The organism is Apibacter adventoris (assembly GCF_002964975.1).
Taxonomy (GTDB): Bacteria; Bacteroidota; Bacteroidia; order Flavobacteriales; family Weeksellaceae; genus Apibacter; species Apibacter adventoris.
Genome location: NZ_PSZM01000001.1, coordinates 340,980 through 361,682, shown reverse-complemented (window position 1 = coordinate 361,682; position 20,703 = coordinate 340,980). Strand labels below are relative to the sequence as shown.

Annotated in this window: 18 protein-coding genes and 1 tRNA gene; 16 read left to right on the top strand and 3 right to left on the bottom strand. The window is 29.1% G+C overall.

From position 1 onward, the window contains the following. Nucleotides 1-233 precede the first annotated feature (233 nt). Complete coding sequence (gene thrA / locus C4S77_RS01685; RefSeq protein WP_105245590.1) at nucleotides 234-2,684, bottom strand: bifunctional aspartate kinase/homoserine dehydrogenase I; 2,451 nt, start codon at nucleotides 2,682-2,684, stop codon at nucleotides 234-236. A gap of 604 nt (nucleotides 2,685-3,288) precedes the next feature. Between thrA and C4S77_RS13115 the strand changes: the two genes are divergently transcribed. Together C4S77_RS13115 and C4S77_RS01675 are read left to right on the top strand one after the other, a co-directional pair. Then, the gene (locus C4S77_RS13115; RefSeq protein WP_395855893.1) at nucleotides 3,289-3,588 is read left to right on the top strand and encodes a hypothetical protein; all 300 of its coding nucleotides are present in this window, start codon (nucleotides 3,289-3,291) and stop codon (nucleotides 3,586-3,588) included. 48 nt (nucleotides 3,589-3,636) lie between these two features. Next, the gene (locus tag C4S77_RS01675; RefSeq protein ID WP_105245588.1) at nucleotides 3,637-4,557 is read left to right on the top strand and encodes a TIGR01777 family oxidoreductase; all 921 of its coding nucleotides are present in this window, start codon (nucleotides 3,637-3,639) and stop codon (nucleotides 4,555-4,557) included. A gap of 212 nt (nucleotides 4,558-4,769) precedes the next feature. On the opposite strand, the gene C4S77_RS01670 is transcribed toward C4S77_RS01675, so the two are convergent. Beyond that, nucleotides 4,770-4,854: transfer RNA gene (locus C4S77_RS01670), tRNA-Leu, on the bottom strand. 545 nt (nucleotides 4,855-5,399) lie between these two features. After that, nucleotides 5,400-6,395: an acyltransferase family protein gene (locus tag C4S77_RS01665; protein ID WP_105245587.1), complete on the bottom strand. Its 996-nt coding sequence runs from the start codon at nucleotides 6,393-6,395 to the stop codon at nucleotides 5,400-5,402. Between the two features lie 277 nt (nucleotides 6,396-6,672). On the opposite strand from C4S77_RS01665, the gene C4S77_RS01660 reads away from it, so the two are divergent. The 14 genes from C4S77_RS01660 to ybaK all read left to right on the top strand — a co-directional run bounded on the left by C4S77_RS01660 (nucleotide 6,673) and on the right by ybaK (nucleotide 20,370). Further along, nucleotides 6,673-7,203, top strand: a complete 531-nt coding sequence (locus C4S77_RS01660) for an NADH-quinone oxidoreductase subunit NuoE family protein (RefSeq protein ID WP_105194436.1) — start codon at nucleotides 6,673-6,675, stop codon at nucleotides 7,201-7,203. Nucleotides 7,204-7,229: 26 nt separating this feature from the next. Next, on the top strand, nucleotides 7,230-8,561 hold the full coding sequence (gene nuoF, locus C4S77_RS01655; RefSeq protein WP_105245585.1) for an NADH-quinone oxidoreductase subunit NuoF: 1,332 nt from the start codon (nucleotides 7,230-7,232) through the stop codon (nucleotides 8,559-8,561). Then, entirely contained in the window at nucleotides 8,533-9,366 is an 834-nt protein-coding gene (locus C4S77_RS01650; RefSeq protein ID WP_105245583.1) for a hypothetical protein, read from the top strand. The genes nuoF and C4S77_RS01650 overlap by 29 nt, the downstream gene beginning before the upstream one ends. A 32-nt stretch (nucleotides 9,367-9,398) precedes the next feature. Next, on the top strand, nucleotides 9,399-10,397 hold the full coding sequence (locus tag C4S77_RS01645) for a 2Fe-2S iron-sulfur cluster-binding protein (RefSeq protein WP_105245581.1): 999 nt from the start codon (nucleotides 9,399-9,401) through the stop codon (nucleotides 10,395-10,397). A 6-nt stretch (nucleotides 10,398-10,403) separates the two neighbouring features. After that, nucleotides 10,404-11,453, top strand: coding sequence for an NADH-quinone oxidoreductase subunit NuoH (nuoH, locus tag C4S77_RS01640; RefSeq protein WP_105194432.1), 1,050 nt, complete (start codon nucleotides 10,404-10,406; stop codon nucleotides 11,451-11,453). Between the two features lie 76 nt (nucleotides 11,454-11,529). Continuing rightward, nucleotides 11,530-12,027 (top strand): NuoI/complex I 23 kDa subunit family protein, encoded by a 498-nt coding sequence (locus C4S77_RS01635; protein ID WP_105194515.1) that lies wholly within the window; start codon nucleotides 11,530-11,532, stop codon nucleotides 12,025-12,027. A gap of 3 nt (nucleotides 12,028-12,030) precedes the next feature. Continuing rightward, the gene (locus C4S77_RS01630) at nucleotides 12,031-12,525 is read left to right on the top strand and encodes an NADH-quinone oxidoreductase subunit J family protein (protein WP_105194431.1); all 495 of its coding nucleotides are present in this window, start codon (nucleotides 12,031-12,033) and stop codon (nucleotides 12,523-12,525) included. Between the two features lie 28 nt (nucleotides 12,526-12,553). Further along, nucleotides 12,554-12,877 (top strand): NADH-quinone oxidoreductase subunit NuoK, encoded by a 324-nt coding sequence (nuoK, locus tag C4S77_RS01625; protein WP_105194430.1) that lies wholly within the window; start codon nucleotides 12,554-12,556, stop codon nucleotides 12,875-12,877. 3 nt (nucleotides 12,878-12,880) lie between these two features. After that, nucleotides 12,881-14,797, top strand: coding sequence for an NADH-quinone oxidoreductase subunit L (gene nuoL, locus C4S77_RS01620; RefSeq protein WP_105245579.1), 1,917 nt, complete (start codon nucleotides 12,881-12,883; stop codon nucleotides 14,795-14,797). 26 nt (nucleotides 14,798-14,823) lie between these two features. Then, a complete protein-coding gene (locus C4S77_RS01615) occupies nucleotides 14,824-16,290 on the top strand; it encodes a complex I subunit 4 family protein (protein ID WP_105245577.1) in 1,467 nt (488 codons plus the stop codon). An 837-nt stretch (nucleotides 16,291-17,127) separates the two neighbouring features. Further along, nucleotides 17,128-18,153: a Holliday junction branch migration DNA helicase RuvB gene (ruvB, locus tag C4S77_RS01610; RefSeq protein ID WP_105245575.1), complete on the top strand. Its 1,026-nt coding sequence runs from the start codon at nucleotides 17,128-17,130 to the stop codon at nucleotides 18,151-18,153. Then, entirely contained in the window at nucleotides 18,154-18,486 is a 333-nt protein-coding gene (locus tag C4S77_RS01605; RefSeq protein WP_105245573.1) for a DMT family transporter, read from the top strand. A 16-nt stretch (nucleotides 18,487-18,502) separates the two neighbouring features. Continuing rightward, nucleotides 18,503-19,840, top strand: a complete 1,338-nt coding sequence (locus C4S77_RS01600; protein WP_105245571.1) for a dihydroorotase — start codon at nucleotides 18,503-18,505, stop codon at nucleotides 19,838-19,840. Between the two features lie 44 nt (nucleotides 19,841-19,884). After that, complete coding sequence (gene ybaK, locus C4S77_RS01595; RefSeq protein WP_105194424.1) at nucleotides 19,885-20,370, top strand: Cys-tRNA(Pro) deacylase; 486 nt, start codon at nucleotides 19,885-19,887, stop codon at nucleotides 20,368-20,370. The last annotated feature ends 333 nt before the right edge of the window (nucleotides 20,371-20,703 follow it).

Here is a 20,703-nt window from a genome sequence, read left to right as displayed (position 1 = left end):
TTTAATTATAACAGATTATCAATCTTTTTGTGTTTTTCAATGAATGTTTAAAGGAATATTTTGTAACATTTACAATATTTAAATCTAACTAAAATTATAGAATATCATAATATGTTCAATTATATTAACTATTATATTTGACTCAGTTTATGATTGAGCTTTTAATATGAAGATTAAGTTAATGTTAAAATATAAATTGAATCTTTGGTAGGTCTTTGTTAATAATTTATGTTTTATTCTGTACCTACATTAATTAGATCGGCAAATACTCCTGCAGCCGTTACTTCAGCTCCGGCCCCAGGTCCCTTGATAACTAAAGGATTGTATTTATATCTTTCTGTAGTAAATGAAATAATATTATCACTACCTGAAAGATTATAAAATGGATGTGAAGCATCTACTAACTCCAGGTTTATAGATACTTTACCTTTTTCCAATTTACCAATATATCGTATTGCTTTTTTTTCTTTTTCTGCTTTAAGCTTTATTTCAGTAAAATATGATTCGGATTTTTGTAATTCATTATAAAAATCATCTACAGAATTAGCATTTATACAATTTTCAGATAATATATTTTCCAACAAAACTTCATGCTCTTCTGTAGTATATCCTGCATCTCTTGCCAGTATCATCATTTTACGCATAAAATCTTTTCCACTTAAATCATCTCTGGGATCAGGTTCTGTAAAACCTAGTTCTTGAGCTTTTTTTACAACTTCATAAAATGATACATCACCTTTAAAATTATTGAAAATATAGGAAATAGTTCCACTTAAAATAGCTTCAATTTTTAGTATACGATCTCCGCTGTTCATAAGATCTTTAAGAGTTTTTATGATTGGAAGCCCAGCACCTACATTGGTTTCATAAAAAAAATCTACTCCTCGTTTTCGGGCGGTATCTTTAAGTATTTTATATTCTTTATAAGAAGATGAATTTGCTATTTTGTTACAAGTTACAATTGAAATATTAGATTCAAATATACTTTTATAGAATTTTTTAGGATCAGGACTTGCTGTATTATCAATAAATACACAATTAGAAAGATTCATAATTTTCATTTGTTGGATAAAATTTTCCAGATTTGCCTGATTTCCTTCGTTTAAAGCAGCTTTCCATTCAATTAAATCTATGCCATTTTCTTGGATGAGCATTTTTCTAGAATTTGATATACCTACTATTTTAACTTCAATATCATTATTTTCTTTTAAGAAATTGCTTTGGTTTTGTATTTGTTGAAATAAGGTTGCTCCTATATTTCCTGTACCCAAAACAAATACATGTAAGGTTTTGGTCAGTTCTATAAAAAATGTGTCGTGTACTGTATTGAGGGCTTTAGCAAGATTTTTTTTCTTGATTATAACAGATATATTATATTCAGAAGATCCTTGAGCAATTGCATGGACATTAATACCGTTTCTTCCTAAAACATGAAATAATTTACCGGAAATTCCCGGTGTTTGTTTCATATTTTCACCCACAATTGCAATTATGCATAGGTTTTCTTCAATGCTGGGGATATTAATTTTATGAGTTTGAAGTTCCATTTCAAACTCACGGGTTATTAAATTTTTTGCTCTTTCAATATCATTAGGTTCAATAGCGAAAGTTATACTATGCTCAGAGGAAGATTGAGTAATAAGTATTACATTAATTTGTTCTCTTGCCAATAAAGAAAATAATCGTCCGCTAAATCCTACCTCACCAATCATTCCACTTCCGGTAACGTTTACCAGACTTATTTCATTTATGGAAGATATTCCTTTTATAGGGAAAGGATTTTTTTCTATATTTTCTTTGTGTATTAGAGTTCCTTTAAAATCAGGATTAAATGTATTTAAAAGTAAAATAGGAATATTTTTTCTAAAAGCAGGAATCATAGCCGGTGGGTAGATAACTTTAGCACCGAAATAAGATAATTCCATAGCTTCCGTATAAGAAAGCTCAGAGAGAGAAAAAGCTTTTTTTACAATTTTAGGATCTGTTGTTAACATACCATCCACATCAGACCAAAGTTCAATTTGTTCAGCTTCTAATGCAGCCCCAAAAATAGCCGCTGTATAGTCACTTCCTCCTCTACCTAAAGTAGTAATTCTGTTTTCTTCATTAGATGCTATAAACCCGGTTATAAAGAAAATTTTATCTGAATGTAATTTATAATAATTTTTTATAAGATATTCTGTTTTCTCAACGTTAACTTTTGCATTTCCAAATTGATTATTTGTTTTTATAAGCGAGCTTGAATCCACATATGTACTTTCAGGAAAATATTGTTTAGAAATTTGACTTAATAGGTAAGTAGAACATTTTTCTCCGTAGCTTAAAATAAGATCTTTACTTTGAAGACTTAATTCTTTTAAACTATTAACTCCTTGAAGTAATTCTTCCAACTCATTCATATAGAGTTTAATTTGGGTAAGAACCGGGTTTTGATTTTTAATTTCTAACAGTTCTTTAGCTACAGAAAAATGTTTGTTTTCAATTTCGGTAAGGCCTGATTTAAAATCTTTCCTTTCAGAAGCAGCAAAGGCCATTTCTGTTAAAAGATTGGTTACTCCACTCATAGCAGAAGAAACTACTATAAATTTTTCACCGGAATAATATCTTTTTTGTAAAATGTTTAAAATACATTGTATACTTTTTGCAGAACCTACAGAAGTACCTCCAAATTTTAATATTTTCATAATTAGAATAAGAATATAACTACAATTTTACTAAATTTTATAAGAAAGAAAAAATAAAATATATTTTATGTTTATATATTTTATTATTTAAAAGCAAATACTCTATAAAAATCAAATTAATATGTAGATCTTTTAAATTTATAAAAATAAAAAAGAAAAGTCAAATGTAGAAAAGATAAAAATACGTTTTGATAAAGGATTTAATCGTTTTTCAAATATATAAACCGTATGGTTTTTAACTATTGATTCCTTAGTATTTTTATAAATAGTTACTAAATCAATTTGCTGGAATTTACACTAAAACTGAAAAACTATCAGAAATTATTGGATGTTGTGTAAGGAGTTATACCATAAATAAAGCTTAACAAATTATTTGATCTATTTTTTTAGTGATGTATGTTAACCTATATAGAGTAAAATAAAATTCTATACATGATATGTATTAAATATATTAAAACGATACAAAAATATAAGAGAGACAGATGTAAAATATTTATAGATTAATGATTAAATTATTATCATGTAAATATTTATATTAAATTTAATATAAAATAGTATTTTTGTTGTTAATATATAAATACATGAAAAATTTTTTAACTATCTATTGAGTTTGTTTTATGTTTTGGCAGGTGTAAATCATTTTTTGAACCCTAATTTATATATGGAAATTATGCCTGGATTTTTACCTTGGCATTATCTGTTAGTAATAATAAGTGGTATTTTAGAAATAATATTAGGAATAATAGTTTTAATTCCTTCATTAAGAAGATATGGGGCTTGGGGAATTATTTTTTTATTAATAGTTATTTTTCCTGCTAATATTCAAATGGCAGTTAATTGGTATTATGATGATAACCCATATTTATGGCTAGCTATAACAGATTGCCTATACAGATTTTATTAATAACATGGGCCTGGGTGTATACTAAAAAAAACTTTAATAAAAAAGAATATGAAAAAAGTAGTAATAACAGGAGGAACCGGTTATTTAGGAAAACATCTGGTTAATGAATTACATAAAGCATATAAAATAGTAATATTAACACGTAACCCCCATAAATATAAAAATATGGGTAATGTTTTGTATGAAGAATGGGATAATCTCAATACAATCGAAGAAAAGTTGGAAGAAGCATATGCTATTATAAATTTAGCGGGTGAAAATATTGGTTCTAAAAAATGGACTCAAGACCAAAAGAAAAAAATATTAAATAGTCGTATTACTACTGCTCAAACTATAAAGAAAAGTATAGAGATATGTAATAATAAACCAAAAGTTTGGATACAAGCTTCTGCAACCGGATATTATGGTGTCCAAAATCATACTGTTTTTGATGAGGACTCTCCAAAGGGCGAGGGCTCCTTTTTGTCAGATGTTTGTTATGAATGGGAAAAACCAATAAATGCACTTGATTCTCATATAAGAAAATTAATTATAAGAACAGGGGTAGTACTTTCCTCAGATAGTTCCTTAGTAAAACAACTCATAATGTCTTTTAAATTTGGAGTAAAATCAATTCCCGGAAATGGTGGAGAATATCTTCCATGGATACATATAGAGGATGAAGTAAGAGCTATTAAGTTTTTATTAAGTCATGAAGAATGTTCAGGAATATTTAATTTAACATCTCCTGAAAGTTCTTCTATGCAGCAAATTATAAACGAAATTGGGAAGTATAAAAATAGTATTATTTCATTGCATATACCTAAATTCTTTTTAAAATTAATATTTGGAAAAGAAATGACGGAAGAAATTATATTAACCAATCAGAAAATTTATCCTAAAAAATTATTAGATGCTCAATTTCAATTCAAATATACAAATATACAAGAAGCAATTTCTCAAATAATACAAGGTTTAAATAAAAAATAAGTGAATGATTGTTGATAATATGTCCAATTATAAGAAAAAACTGAAAAAATATCCATTAAAAAGATTAATATTAAATATAGTATTATAGTAGTATTAGAATATTGAATAAGAAAAAATATATTAATTAACGAATAAAATATTTTTAAGTTAACATTTATAAAAAATTAAACAAAAAAGCAACTAACTGATTTAAAGTTAATTGCTTTTTATTCTGGTACGGATGAAGGGAATCGAACCCCCACGCCTCACGGCACTAGATCCTAAGTCTAGCGTGTCTACCAGTTCCACCACATCCGCATGTTCTGGTTTTGGACTGCAAATATACACTTATTTTACAAAATTTGGAATAAATGAATAAAAAATATTTATAATAGTAAATTTTAAGTCATAAAAAAACAATTGATATGATAAACTACTTATATTCAAGTATTAGATTTTATAAAAAATTAATTCATTCACATATAAATTTAGAAAATTAAAATATACTTATTTAATAATTATTTTTTATAATGTTGTAAAATATTATAAGAAAACAAATGTAGTTGTTCTTATTATATCAAAATAAGTTGACATCTTTTGACTTTTTTTAAGGAAATTGAATTAAAATTACTGAATTATTTATTCAAATAAAGGGGAATATAGTCTTTTCTTAAAAAGTCTATAAGTAACGTAGTTTGTTCATATCAGTAAAAAAATATAAACAGTAGTGGGCAGATAAAGATTTTTGTTTCCCAAGGTATAGGGATTATACTGTAGCTTAAGAATGTAGACAAATATCTTTGAGTTAAAGAAATAAGATTTGCTGATTTTAATATAAAATTAGATTAATAGAAAAGATGATTTTACATAGTTTTATTTTTAATAAAATAAAGAAATTTCCAACCCAAATAATCAATCTTCTTTAAAATATAAGCCATAATAGTTGCCAATATTACATTTATAGAGAAAATAAGTAATAATAAAATAGGCCAGTCTATAAAATTTTCCCATAATTTTACCAAAGCATATATTTTAGAGCAAATAATTCCTTGTGCAAAATAATAAAATATGGCATTTTGTCCTATATAAGAAAGGAAATTATTTTTTGAGAATTTAATTCTTCCTTTTAAAAAAACTATGATTAATAAAGAAAATGAAGAATAGACAAAGTAAATTATATTAGGGGGAAATTTTTGATATCTTATTAGTAAAGTCGCTTTATTGCCAAAGTGAAGATAAAGCAAATAATAAATAAAAAGTAATAATAAAAAACATAAAATTGCATATAACGGCTTTAGATTGATGTTTTTTAATTGATGAGCGATTAAAAAAAATGATAGATATGTTAAAATATAACCTGTATTTCCTTGGGGATAAAAATGAAAACTAAAATAAAAAAGGCAAATAATAAATATTCCAATAAGTATAGATATTTGTTTTTGAGAACAATATTTTAGCACAATTGTACCAAAAAACGATGTGATAAAATAAATTTTTAAATACCACATAGATCCCATAACTACTTCTAAGGGGCCAGAGAAAGAGTAATCATGCAAATACCAATTAAGTAATATAATCCAGTTCAAGTCTTTGTTGTAAAAATTACAATAAAAATATATTAAAGTGATAAACACCATATAAGTAATCTGTAATTTCAAAAGGCGGTGTATATTTCGTTCAATATTGCCTGAAGAAGTAAATCCACTTAAAAAGAAAAAGATGGGAACATCTATTAATAAACTTAAACTTCTTATTTCTGAAGGAACATATCTCTCCCCGGACCAAAAAACTGTATGAATAAAAATTACACTTAAAGTAGCAATTCCTTTTACAACATCAATAAAGAGGTTTCTTTTCATAATGAGCTTTTTATAATATAATAATTAAGTAACTTTTAATATACTTATTAAATAATGTTAAAGATAAAAAATAAATTTAATTATCGAAATCAAAGAATTTAGCTGACTTTTAAAGTCAAATAAAATTAAAATAGGCAAAACCTTTTGAGTAGCCAAATAGCAATAAAACCATTATTTATAATTATTCCAGATAGATGAAACGTGACAAAATCTCTGATTTTAACTTTGTTAACTAAAGTCCAATATTGTATATTTGCAATCAAACATAGAAATCGAAATGGACGCAAATGGCGTAAATTCAAATAGTAACGTTTTATTTAGCACAGAAGCTTTAGAGAAAGTCAATAAAATCATTGCTCAATACCCGGAGGGAAAACAAAAATCAGCTTTGATTCCCATATTACATCTTGCTCAAAAAGAATTTGGAGGTTGGTTAGATGTTCCTGTAATGGATTACATTGCTACATTGTTACACATCTCATCCATAGAAGTATATGAAGTGGCTACCTTTTATACTATGTTTAATATGCAGCCTGTAGGTAAATACGTTTTGGAAGTATGTAGAACGGGTCCGTGTATGTTAAAAGGAAGTGATCAGATTATTGATTATATTAAAGAAAAATTACAAATTAACGAAGGAGAAACTACTCAAGATGGTTTATTCACATTAAAACCGGCAGAGTGTTTAGGTGCCTGTGGTTATGCACCTATGATGCAAATAGGTAAGTTTTATCATGAACATCTTACTAAAGAAAAAGTAGATGAAATAATAGAACTATGTAAAGAAGCTAAAATAACAGTTCAATAAAATAAATATAGGAAACTCAATTGATAATGAGTCAAAAGTTATTATTAAAAAATATTGGAGTTGAAGGAATCAAGACCTTTGAAGTTTTTAAAAAATACGGAGGATATAGTGCGGTAGATAAAGCTTTGAAAATGTCATCAGATGAAATATTAGAAGAAGTTAAAGCGAGTGGTTTGAAAGGAAGAGGGGGCGCAGGATTTCCTACAGGAATGAAGTGGAGTTTTTTGGCTAAACCCGAAGGAGTGCCACGTTATTTAGTAGTAAATGCAGATGAATCAGAACCTGGTACATTTAAAGACCGATATTTAATGGAATATATTCCCCATATTTTAATAGAGGGAATTATTATATCATCCTATTGTTTAGGAGCCAATACATCCTATATATATATAAGAGGAGAATATTCTTGGATTCCCGACATTCTAGAACATGCTATTCAGGAAGCAAAAGCAAATGGATATTTAGGTAAGAATATAAAAAATTCTGGTTATGATTTAGAAATATATATACAAAGAGGAGCCGGAGCTTATGTTTGTGGGGAAGAAACGGCTTTACTCGAATCTTTAGAAGGGCGAAGAGGAAATCCGAGGTTAAAACCACCATTTCCGGCAGTAAAAGGTCTATATCAGTGCCCTACTGTAGTAAATAATGTAGAAACGATTTCCAATATAGGAGCAATAATAAATCTAACAGGTGCTGAATATGCAAAATTAGGAACCGGGAAATCATTAGGGACCAAGCTTATTTCAGCTTGTGGAAATATTAATAAACCAGGAGTTTACGAAATCGATTTTAACCTAAGTGTAGAAGAATTTATATATAGTGAAGAATATTGTGGAGGAATTCCAAATGGTAAAAAATTAAAAGCATGTATTCCTGGAGGGGCTTCTGTCCCTATTTTGCCCGCAAAATTATTATTAAAAACAGCAAACGGAGATACTCGTTATATGAATTACGAAAGTTTGGCGGATGGAGGATTCATTTCTGGAACGGCGATGGGATCCGGAGGTTTTATTGTTTTAGATGAAGACCAATGCGTAGTAAGGCATACAATGACGTTAGCAAGATTTTTTAACCACGAAAGTTGTGGACAATGTACACCATGTAGAGAAGGAACAGGATGGATGTATAGGATTCTAAAAAAAATAGAAGAGGGAAGAGGAACTACAGAAGATATTGATTTATTATGGGATATTCAAACTAAGATAGAAGGAAATACTATATGTCCGTTAGGAGATGCGGCCTCTTGGCCTGTAGCAGCGGCAATTCGCCATTTCAGAGATGAATTTGAATGGCATATTAATAATCCAGAATGTCTAATTAAAAATTATGGAATATCAAACTATGAATATGTATAAAAAGTTAATTTTAACTGCTTTATTTTTGCTACCATTTAGCACAATAGTAGCACAGAATAATAAAAAAATTGCTCACAGAAAAGGAGAAGTCTATGCCTATTGGGGGTGGAACAGAGCCTTTTATGGAAGATCATCTGTACATTTTACAGGTGATGATTATAACTTTACTCTTCATGGAGTAAAAGGAGATGATAAACCGATAGGATGGAATTTCCATGATTTTTTAAATCCCGGAAGAGTTACTATACCTCAGGTTAACTATAGAATAGGATATTTTTTTAAAGATAATTGGGCGATTTCTTTAGGAATGGATCACATGAAATACGTAGTAAGACCAGGACAATGGGTAAAAGCAACAGGAGAAATTGATCACCCTGGATATGAAGATGCGATAAAAGATGGAGAATACGGGTATTTAACAGATGATTTTTTACATTTGGAACATACAGACGGGCTCAATTATTTAAATGCAGAATTAGAATATTTTCATAATTTCCTACAAGCAGGCTTTTTTAAATTTAATGGAATTGCAGGAGGAGGATTAGGCCTCTTAATCCCTAAAACTAATGCAACTATTATGGATAAAGAAAGACATGATAAATTCCATTTTGCCGGTTGGGGCTTAGATGCAAAAATTGGAGCAGAATTATTATTCTGGAAAATATTCTTTTTAAGAACAGAATTAAAAGAAGGAATAATAAGTATGCCTGATATTAGAACATCTTCCAATAAAGCGGATAAAGCCTCACAAAATATAGTTTATCTACAATGGAACTATACTTTTGGATGTAGCTGGCATTTTTAAGCCATTTATAATATTATTTAAGTAAGGGAATAATGATTGAGGAAAACAATAAAGTTAAAGTAACCATAGATGGAATTATGGTTGAAGTAGAACCAGGAATTCCTATAATTGAAGCCGCAAGGCAAATAGGCGGTGAATCTGTACCCCCTACAATGTGTTACTATAGCAAATTAAAAGGGAGTGGAGGACGTTGTCGTACCTGTTTAGTAGAGGTATCCAAGGGATCAGAAAAAGATCCAAGACCTATGCCAAAATTGGTGCCTAGTTGTCGTACCAATGTAATGGATGGAATGGAGGTAAAAGTAATTACCTCAGAACGAGTAAAAAAAGCAGTAGAAGGAGTAACAGAATTTTTACTTATAAATCATCCTTTAGACTGTCCTATATGCGATCAAGCAGGAGAATGTAAATTGCAAGATCTTGCCTATGAACATGGATTAGAAAGAACACGTTCTGAATTTCCTAGGAGAACTTTTATTGCAGATGATATAGGCCCTAACATTAAGCTGAATATGAACCGTTGTATACTCTGTGCACGTTGTGTTTTAGTAGCAAATCAGCTTACTGATCATAGAGATCACGGTATTCTGTTTAGAGGAGATCATGCTGAAATTAGTACTTATCTAAATAAAGCAATTACCAACGATTTTTCCGGAAATGTAATAGATGTTTGTCCAGTTGGAGCTTTAACTGACAGAACCGCAAGGTTTAAAAGTAGAGTTTGGTTTACTAAACCGGTGAATGCAACTTGTAAATGCGAAAAATGTAGTGGTAAAGCGGTATTATGGATGAAAGGAAATGAAATAATCAGAGTTACAGCGAGAAAAGACCAATATAATGAAGTAGAGGAATTTATTTGTAATGAATGTCGATTTGATAGAAAAGATATTAATTTCTGGACAATTGAAGGACCTACACATATTAGTGATCACTCAGTAATTTCTTTAAATCATTATGAATTACCTTTACCTAAAGATGATCCTCATTATTTAATCGACAAAAAAGAACAAATAAAAACAAAAATAGGATAATAAAATATGTGGTTTACAATATCATTAGTAGTGATTTTATTTGTAATATGTTTAGGAGCAGCAGCTTATGAAACGTGGATGGAAAGAAAAGTAGCCGCATTAATGCAAGATAGATACGGACCTAACAGAGCAGGTATTTTTGGTTTAATGCAACCCCTATGTGATGGGGGAAAACTATTTTTTAAAGAAGATTTCGTTCCAAGAAACGCGAATAAATGGCTCTTTATAATAGCCCCTGGAATATTGATGCTTATAGCATTAAGCACAGGAGCTGTTATTCCATGGGGAAAAACCTTAGTATTTAGTGGAATTTCATATCCCGTACAAGTAGCTAATATAGATGTTGGAGTTTTATATATCATGGGAATAGTGTCTATAGGAGTTTATGGTATTATGTTGGGAGGATGGGCATCTAATAACAAATATTCTCTGCTAGGAGCTGTAAGAGCTTCTTCGCAAATGATTTCCTATGAATTAGCTATGGGACTTTCTCTTCTCTCTATTATTATGATGTCTGGGACATTAGATCTTAGAGTAATGGTTGAAGAACAAGCTACAAACTTATATGGAATATCTTTTTTAAATGGATTGGCTTGGAATGTGTTTTATCAGCCCTTAGCCTTTATATTATTTGTGACCTGTTCTTTTGCAGAGCTAAACCGTGCTCCTTTTGATATGGCAGAATGTGAATCAGAATTAGTAGGAGGTTATCATACAGAATACAGTTCTATGAAATTTGGAGTATTTTTATTTGCAGAATACATAAACATGTTTATCAGTTCAGCATTAATAAGTACTCTTTTTTTAGGAGGTTATAGTTTTCCGTATATGAATGAATTAGCAGCAAACGGAACATTAAGTGAAAATATGATTGGAATACTTAGCATAATTACATTTCTTTTAAAAATAACTTTTTGTATATTTTGCTTTATGTGGGTAAGATGGACCTTGCCAAGATTCCGTTACGACCAATTAATGCGATTAGGTTGGAGAATTATGATTCCATTAGCCATATTTAACCTTTTAATCACAGCAGCCATTATAGTTTTTAAATAATAACAAATAAAGCTAAAATTATATAAAGCTTATGCAACGATTGACAAATAGATCTAAAGTAGTTTCCAATAAAACTATGACTTTCAAAGAGAAAATATATATTCCCACTATACTTTCCGGAATGTCCATAACTTTTAGTCATTTATTCAAAAAAAGAGCTACCATTAGTTATCCTGAACAGAAAAGAGAATTTAGCCCTGTATATAGAGGACAGCATATTTTAAAAAGAGATGATGAAGGGAGAGAAAGATGTACAGCATGTGGTCTATGTGCAGTTGCTTGTCCGGCAGAAGCTATTACAATGATAGCAGCAGAAAGAAAAAAAGGAGAAGAAAATCTTTACAGAGAAGAAAAATATGCTAAAAAATACGAAATTAATATGCTAAGGTGTATATTTTGTGGGCTTTGTGAAGACGCCTGCCCAAAAGAAGCAATATTTTTGACTGATAGAATTGTCTTTCCAGAAGATCTAAGAAAAAATTTTATTTATGGCAAAGATAAATTAGTAGAAACATTGGAAAATAGAATTGATGTCTCTCTAAGACAAATAAAAAAATATTCAATAGAAAAATAAGACATGGAGGAAATTTTGTTTTATTTAGTATCTGCCTGTTCAGTAATAAGTGCTTTATTTGTAATATTTAGTAAAAATCCAATGTATAGTATTATAGCTCTTATTATTACCTTTTTTTCAATTTCAGGTTTATATATCATGTTAAATGCACAATTTTTAAGTGCAGTTCAAATTATAGTATATTCAGGAGCAATTATGGTTTTGTTTCTGTATGTTTTAATGATGTTAAATTTAAAAGAAAAAGATGAACCTCTTAAAGGTAATGCATTCAGAATTCTGGCGACTATATGTGGAGGGTTAGTATTTATAGGATTTTTAGGAGCATTACGTGGATATAATCAAATTGATTTTCCTTTAAATCCTGATAGTCAAATAGGTTTAACCAAGAATTTAGGACATTTGTTATTTAGTCAGTATGTATTGCCTTTTGAATTAGCAGGTATTTTATTTTTATCTGCATTAGTAGGCGCTGTTATGATAGGAAAAAGAGATTTATAATATATATCTGAAATAAAAAAGAAGAGAAATGGTAAATAGTTTATTACAAAGCATTCCAATAGATTATTTTATATACCTGTCTGCCTTACTTTTCTGTATAGGAATAACAGGAGTTTTAGTGAGGAGAAATGCCATAATAATTTTAGGATGCATAGAACTTATGCTTAATTCAGTTAACCTGTTATTAACTGCATTTTCTGCCTATAAAGGAGATGCAAATGGACAAATATTAGTTTTTTTTATAATGGTAGTAGCAGCTGCAGAAGTAGCAGTAGGATTGGCAATTATTACCATGCTTTATAGAAATACAGGTTCTACAGATGTAAGTTTATTTAATAGATTAAAGGGATAATACATGGAGAATATAATATATCTAATACCGGCTTTGCCTCTAATAGGATTTATAATTTGTGGGATTTTTGGAAAAAAAATGTCAGAAAAGATGGTTGGAGGTATAGCCACTTTAATGGTTTTCATTTCCTTTTTACTTTCAATAATAATTTTTGGTAATTTATGTATAAGTTCTTCTTTAGATAATTATGATCCAATAAAACAAAATTTATTTAACTGGTTTACTATCGGTGAATTTAAGGTAAATTTTGCTTTTCAGATAGATCAATTATCCATCATTATGATGATGATTGTTACTGGGGTAGGTTTTTTAATCCATTTATATTCCATAGGATATATGCATGGCGATAAAGGATTTTATAAATTCTTTTCATATCTTAATCTTTTCATTTTTTCCATGTTGTTATTAGTCATGGGAAGTAATTTTTTAATTCTTTTTATAGGATGGGAAGGAGTAGGATTTTGTTCTTATCTTCTAATTGGTTTTTGGTTTAAAAATAAAGAATATGGTTATGCTGCGCGCAAGGCATTTGTGATGAATAGAATAGGGGATTTAGGCTTATTAATAGGAATATTTATAATTGCATATTACTTTGGAAGTATAGAATATACAGACATAGTTGGTAAAATTAATAACTTTTCAATTAACGATCCTATATTAATATCAGCTACTATTTTTTTATTTATAGGAGCTATGGGGAAATCCGCACAAATTCCTTTATATACCTGGCTACCCGATGCAATGGCTGGTCCAACACCCGTTTCGGCATTAATACATGCAGCAACTATGGTAACGGCAGGTATTTATATGGTAATACGTTCAAATGCAATTTACAGTTTATCCCCATTTACCTTAGATTTTATTATGTACGTAGGTTTAGCTACTTCACTATTAGCTGCTTTTATTGGTTTACGGCAAAATGATATTAAAAAAGTATTGGCTTACTCAACAGTTTCCCAATTAGGATTAATGTTTATTGCAATAGGGGCAGGAGCCTATACAACTGCTCTGTTTCATGTAACTACTCATGCCTTTTTTAAAGCACTTTTATTCTTAGGCGCAGGAAGTGTAATTCATGCAATGAGTGGAGAGCAGGATATGAGATATATGGGAGGACTTAAAAAGAAAATACCACTTACCTATGGAACTTTCTTAATAGGAACTCTTGCTATCTGTGGTGTACCTCCATTAGCAGGAATGTTTTCAAAAGATGAAATTCTTACTGTATTATGGGGAAAAAATAAAATAGTTTGGTTTTTAACTCTTTTTTCTGCAGCATTAACTTGTATTTATATGTTTAGGTTATTATTCCTTACTTTTTTTGGAGATTTTAAAGGAACTAAAGAGCAAAAAGAACATATACATGAAAGTCCTGCAGTCATGACAATTCCTTTAATTATTTTAGCTATATTAACTACAATAGGAGGAGCTATAAATTTACCTCATTATTTAGGTGAAAGTATATCACAAAAAATGGCAAATTGGTTATCAGTTATTTATATAGGTTTACATCCAATACCTGAACCATCTTTTATGACAGAAATGATTCTATTAATTATTACCTTAACCATTATAGCTATAGTCGCAGGTTTTTCTTACCATAAATATGTTAAATTAAAAACTACAGCTCAGATTACAGAAAATCTTATCGGATGGCAAAAAGTCTCTGCAAAAGCTGCTTATGTCAATGAATTATATAACGAAATTATAGTTAATCCGATTCTAAATTTAGGTCGTTTTTTAAAAAATATTGTGGATAAGTATTTTATAAATGGTATAGTAGAAGGAGTTGGAAAATTAATACAAGGATGTGGAAATATTTTAAGATTAGTACAAAACGGAAATGTTGAATTTTATGTATTTGCTATGTCTGTTGGAATATTTATATTATTATTAGTAGCGAAATTTTTAACTCATTAAAAAACAAATTAAGTAAAAAGGATATAATGTTAACATTAGCAATAATACTTTTGCCAATATTAGGCGCAATATTATTAATTACCCTAAAAGCAAATAGTTCCAAATACGTAGCTTTTACATTAGCTATAGCAGAATTTGTACTTACAGCCTTTGTGTGGGCACAATTTTACGAAAAAGGAGTTCAGTTTGAGGTTCAATACCCTTGGATAACTCAAATTACTAGCTCTCTTCATTTTGGAATAGATGGGCTTACACTATTAATGCTTCTTTTAACTAATACTTTAACCCCTATTATTATATATTCTTCATTTAAAGATAATAGACCTTCAGCATTTTATGCTTTAATTTTATTGATGCAGTTTGGATTGGTTGGATTATTTACTTCTATGGACGGATTATTATTTTATATTTTTTGGGAAGTAACATTAATTCCTATTTGGTTTATATGTGGTTTATATGGTACCGGAGAAAACAAAAGGAAGATAAATCTTAAATTTTTCATTTATACATTTTTTGGCTCTTTATTTATGCTAGTAGCTTTTATATACGTATATTTACAAACAGGATCTTTTGATTATCATAGTTTATATTCAATAAAACTATCCTCGGAAGAACAAGTATTTATATTTTGGATGTTTTTCCTAGCTTTTGCTATTAAATTACCCATTTTCCCTTTTCATTCCTGGCAGGCAGATACCTATACTATGGCTCCGACACAAGGTTCTATGTTACTATCAGGGATCATGTTAAAAATGGGAGTATTTGGGATTATAAAATATCTTTTACCTTTAGCCCCGGAAGCTATTGGAGGTATCTCTGGGTGTATAGCCTTAGTTTTATCTATTATAGGAATTGTCTATGCGTCTTTAATAGCAATAGTACAAAAAGACATTAAAAGATTAATAGCTTTTTCATCTATGGCTCATGTAGGATTAATAGCTGCCGGAATTTTTTCTTCAGCAATACTATCTGTAAATTATAGTATAGACAAAACCGGAATAGAAGGAGCTTCAATACAAATGTTGGCACATGGAGTAAATATAGTAGGGTTGTTTTATGTGGCAGATATATTAATAAAAAGATTTGGTACCAGAGATTTATCAAAAATGGGAGGTTTGGCTGCAAAAGCACCTGTACTTGCTGTTTTATTCATGATTATATCCGTAGGTACAATGGCCGTTCCTCTAACCAATGCTTTTATAGGTGAGTTTTTATTATTAAAAAGCATATATACCTTAAGCACCTGGGGAGTAATTTTTGCAGGGTTAACTCTTATTCTCTGTGCAGTATATGTAACTAAGACTTACGGAATGTCTATGTTTGGACCAGGAAATAAAGAATTTTTAAAAACACAAAAAGATATTTCATTACAAACACAAATTGGATTAGGAGTATTGGCTTTCTTAGTATTAATATTTGGTATTTTTCCGCAACCTTTATTAAATCTTTCATCAGAAACAGCAACACAGGTTTTAGGATTATTATTTAGATAATAGAATGTAAATAATAAATAAAATAAAACCCGTAGTGCATTTAGGAATTAAAATTTAATAAAATTAATATTTTTTATTTAAAATTAATTTTTATTCATAATTTAAATATTTAAAGTATTTGAGGTTATTTTAATACTGTTATCAAATTTAAATTATTTCACTGAGAATGAATGTTTTCAATATGTGTAATTAACAAAACTAGGAAATTTATTTTATTGTATTTTCTTCACGATTATAAATTTTCTCTGTTTTCAAGGTAGACATCAATACAAAACTGTGTAAGAATATATGCCCAATTTTCAGAAAACATAGTAAAACAAGAACCATTTTCATTTCCATATTAGTAAGTTCATAAGGTTTTTGTTTAGGAATCAGGAAAAATTATTTATGATTAGGTATAATGGGCCGATCTAAATTCGAATATCTGCTATTATTTAGTTTTGATGGATTTAAATTAGGGTATACATAGATTTTAAATGAATCTAATAATGTGTCATTAGAATATTCTTTTACCCAAATAAAATCAAAATTGGAATAATAAAAAGGATACTGCTTTTGTGTTCACATATTTTGGAATTTATACAATTTCTTAAAAACTTTGATCTTTTTTTAGAAGACCAGCTTGTAAAACAACTGGGAAATAATAGAAAGCATAGAAATAATATAATAAAATTTTTAATTTTTAAATGAAAATACTCTTTTAACATCAAAATTATAAAAAATAGAAAAACATTATTTGTTAATGTATATTAAATCATGATTTAATGATTAAAAAATAGAATTTATTTTAAATTATATTTATTTTTTTGATTTCTAAAGAAGTACTAATTTTACAGAATGTCCGACTTATTAGATCCCGATAAAGAAAAATATTCCCAAGAGGAAATAGCACAAGAAGAGCAGGTGCGTCCAAAGAACTTTCATGAATTTGCAGGACAACCTCATATTATGGATAATCTGGAGGTTTTTGTAAAAGCAGCTAAACTTCGTCGGGAATCATTAGATCATGTTTTATTACATGGTCCGCCAGGGTTAGGAAAGACTACCCTAGCAAATATCATAGCTAATGAATTAGGAGTAGGTATAAAAATTACCTCAGGCCCGGTATTAGATAAACCTGGGGATTTAGCAGGTTTATTAACCGGATTAGAGGAAAATGATGTATTATTTATAGATGAAATTCATAGATTATCGCCTATCGTTGAAGAATATTTATACTCAGCTATGGAAGATTATCGCATAGATATCATGATAGAAAGTGGTCCTAATGCTAGATCTGTTCAGATAAATCTTAATCCATTTACTCTTATAGGGGCTACTACAAGATCAGGACTACTTACAGCACCATTAAGGGCCAGATTTGGAATAAATTTCAGGTTTGAATACTATCATACTGAATTATTAGGAATGATTGTAGAAAGAAGTTCTCGAATTATGAATATGCCTATAGAATCTCAGGCAGCTATCGAAATTGCCTCTAGAAGCAGGGGTACTCCTCGTATAGCAAATGCATTATTAAGAAGAATTAGAGATTTTGCACAAATTAAAGGTACTGGAAAAATAGATATGAAAATTGCGGAAATGGGTCTAGAAGCTTTAAAAGTTGATAAGCACGGATTAGATGAAATGGATAATAAAATTCTTAGTTCCATTATAGATAAATTTAAAGGAGGTCCGGTAGGATTAACAACAATAGCTACTGCAGTAGGAGAAAATCCTGGTACATTAGAAGAGGTATATGAACCATTTTTAATTCAGGAAGGGTACTTAATGCGTACCCCAAGAGGACGAGAAGCTACAGAGAAAGCTTATAAACATTTAGGGAAAATAAAAACAATGGGAAATCAGTCAGAATTATTTTAAATGAAATCTTATTTATTTTTAATGCTTGCTATTTGTTTAGAAGTAATAGCAACCTCAACACTTCCTAAAACTAAAGAATTTACTGTATGGAAACCGACTGTAATATTCTTTCTTTTATTTTTTTGTGCATTATTTAGCCTTAATAAAGCGATTAAGACTATACCATTAGGAATAGCCTATGCAATTTGGTCGGGAATAGGGATAGTGTTAATAAGTTTAACAGGATATTTTATATATAAACAAAAGCTAGATATACCGGCTATTATAGGAATAGTTTTTATAATTATAGGCGTTTTAATTATAAATTTATATTCCAAAACAGCAGGACATTAAACTAAATAAGAAAAAAATGATACTTATACACAATGCTACTATCATAAATGAAGACAATTCGGTTAAAGGTTCTGTTTTAATAGAAAATGATCTGATTTCAGAAGTTTATTTAAATGAAAAAGTTCCGGAAGGAATCATAAAAGAAGCTCAAGTTATTGAAGCAGAAGGTCTATGGTTACTTCCCGGTGTAATAGATGATCAGGTACATTTCAGAGAACCGGGGCTTACCCATAAAGGGGATATAGAAACAGAAAGTCGTGCAGCAATTGCCGGAGGAGTAACTTCTTTTATGGAAATGCCTAATACCCTTCCGCAAACCGTAACTATAGAAGCGTTAAACAATAAGTTTGAGTTAGCTTCTCAAAAATCCTATGCAAATTATTCATTTTTTATGGGAGCAACCAATTCAAATATGGAAGAACTCAAAAAGATAAACCCAAAAAAGGTTTGTGGAATTAAAATTTTCATGGGATCATCAACAGGAAATATGTTGGTAGATAACAAAAAAGCATTAGAGACTATTTTTGCAGAAGTAAATATGCTAATAGCTACCCATTGTGAAAAAGAAGAAATTATAAAAGCGAATGTTGAAAAATATAAAACAGAATTTGGATATAATATCCCAATACCCTATCATCCTTTAATTCGCAGTGAAGAAGCCTGTTATCAATCATCTTCAGAAGCAGTAGAATTAGCACATAAATATGGAACACGACTTCATGTATTGCATTTATCTACAGAAAAAGAATTAAGTCTTTTTGAAAGTAAACCTTTATCAGAAAAAAAAGTTACAGGAGAAGCTTGTGTACATCATTTATGGTTTACAGATGAAGAATATCTAATTATGGGGTCACAAATTAAATGGAATCCGGCAGTAAAAACCCGTAAAGATAGAGATGCCATATTACAGGCGGTAAATCAAGATAAATTAGATGTTATAGCAACTGATCATGCTCCTCATTTGTTAAGTGAAAAACAAGGAGGATGTTTACAAGCAGCATCAGGAGGACCTTTAATTCAGCATTCCTTACAAGTTATGTTGGAATTAGTAAAAAAAGGAAAAATAACAAAAGAAACAGTAGTGAAAAAAATGAGTCATGCTCCTGCAGATTTATTTCAAGTATATAAAAGAGGCTATATAAAAAAAGGATATTTTGCTGATATGGTTTTGATAAATCCAGAAAAACCTTATACAGTAACGCAAGAAAATATTTTATATAAATGTAAATGGTCACCGTTTGAAGGCAATACATTTTCAACTACGATTGAGAAAACTATCTTGAACGGGAAATTAGCTTTTGATAACGGAATAGTTAATGAAGTAAGGGGCAAAGCATTAAAATTTGACAGATAAATAAGTTGTCAGAAAATAATATAAATGAGTATTCTGTAATTTAAATGAATAAACAAAAGAATCATAAGACAAATGCAGCCAGAATATTAGATAAGGAAAAGATTGCATATGAATTGATTTCTTACGATATTGATGAATCAGATTTAAGTGCACAACATGTTGCTCATTTGTTAGATCAAAATATAGATCAAATATTTAAAACCTTGGTGTTGAAAGGAGATAAAACCGGTTATTTTGTATGCTTAATTCCCGGAAGTAAAGAATTAAATTTAAAACATACGGCTCTAATTTCAGGAAATAAAAACTGCGATTTAATCCCTATAAAAGATTTAATGGGATTAACTGGATATATACGTGGAGGTTGCTCTCCGATAGGAATGAAAAAGCATTTCCATACTTTTATAGATAAAAGTTGTTTAAATTTTGAATATATATTTATAAGTGCCGGACAGAGAGGCTTGCAAATACAAATAAACCCTAGCGATCTCATCCATGTAACTCATGCCAAAACGAGCTTATTGATTATATAATTAAAAAATAATAATTTTTTATTATAATATTAATTATAGATATAATATATAAAATTTAAACATCTCCTAAGTTATTTAAAAAAGACTTAAATTTTAATAGAAAACATTTATGGAAAATTATGAGGAGATTTAATAAATTCTTGAATTTTAGGTAACAGTTAGATAATTATATAAATAGACAATTAATTAATAAAATAAAATGAATTATATTCAGAAATGGCGTAATTGGCTTACACTAATTATGATAAAGAATGTTGTCATGATAATAAAATGGAGTGAGTAATTGTAAATTATTTTATCATAAAGAAAAAGATTGGTATTATAGGGCAGATG

Bases quoted from the DNA above. Each gene is read 5' to 3' on its own strand.
- thrA (WP_105245590.1), bottom strand. From the start codon at position 2,684: ATGAAAATATTAAAATTTGGAGGTACTTCTGTAGGTTCTGCAAAAAGT.
- C4S77_RS01675 (WP_105245588.1), top strand. From the start codon at position 3,637: ATGAAAAAAGTAGTAATAACAGGAGGAACCGGTTATTTAGGAAAACAT.
- C4S77_RS01665 (WP_105245587.1), bottom strand. From the start codon at position 6,395: ATGAAAAGAAACCTCTTTATTGATGTTGTAAAAGGAATTGCTACTTTA.
- C4S77_RS01660 (WP_105194436.1), top strand. From the start codon at position 6,673: ATGGACGCAAATGGCGTAAATTCAAATAGTAACGTTTTATTTAGCACA.
- nuoF (WP_105245585.1), top strand. From the start codon at position 7,230: ATGAGTCAAAAGTTATTATTAAAAAATATTGGAGTTGAAGGAATCAAG.
- C4S77_RS01650 (WP_105245583.1), top strand. From the start codon at position 8,533: ATGGAATATCAAACTATGAATATGTATAAAAAGTTAATTTTAACTGCT.
- C4S77_RS01645 (WP_105245581.1), top strand. From the start codon at position 9,399: ATGATTGAGGAAAACAATAAAGTTAAAGTAACCATAGATGGAATTATG.
- nuoH (WP_105194432.1), top strand. From the start codon at position 10,404: ATGTGGTTTACAATATCATTAGTAGTGATTTTATTTGTAATATGTTTA.
- C4S77_RS01635 (WP_105194515.1), top strand. From the start codon at position 11,530: ATGACTTTCAAAGAGAAAATATATATTCCCACTATACTTTCCGGAATG.
- C4S77_RS01630 (WP_105194431.1), top strand. From the start codon at position 12,031: ATGGAGGAAATTTTGTTTTATTTAGTATCTGCCTGTTCAGTAATAAGT.
- nuoK (WP_105194430.1), top strand. From the start codon at position 12,554: ATGGTAAATAGTTTATTACAAAGCATTCCAATAGATTATTTTATATAC.
- nuoL (WP_105245579.1), top strand. From the start codon at position 12,881: ATGGAGAATATAATATATCTAATACCGGCTTTGCCTCTAATAGGATTT.
- C4S77_RS01615 (WP_105245577.1), top strand. From the start codon at position 14,824: ATGTTAACATTAGCAATAATACTTTTGCCAATATTAGGCGCAATATTA.
- ruvB (WP_105245575.1), top strand. From the start codon at position 17,128: ATGTCCGACTTATTAGATCCCGATAAAGAAAAATATTCCCAAGAGGAA.
- C4S77_RS01605 (WP_105245573.1), top strand. From the start codon at position 18,154: ATGAAATCTTATTTATTTTTAATGCTTGCTATTTGTTTAGAAGTAATA.
- C4S77_RS01600 (WP_105245571.1), top strand. From the start codon at position 18,503: ATGATACTTATACACAATGCTACTATCATAAATGAAGACAATTCGGTT.
- ybaK (WP_105194424.1), top strand. From the start codon at position 19,885: ATGAATAAACAAAAGAATCATAAGACAAATGCAGCCAGAATATTAGAT.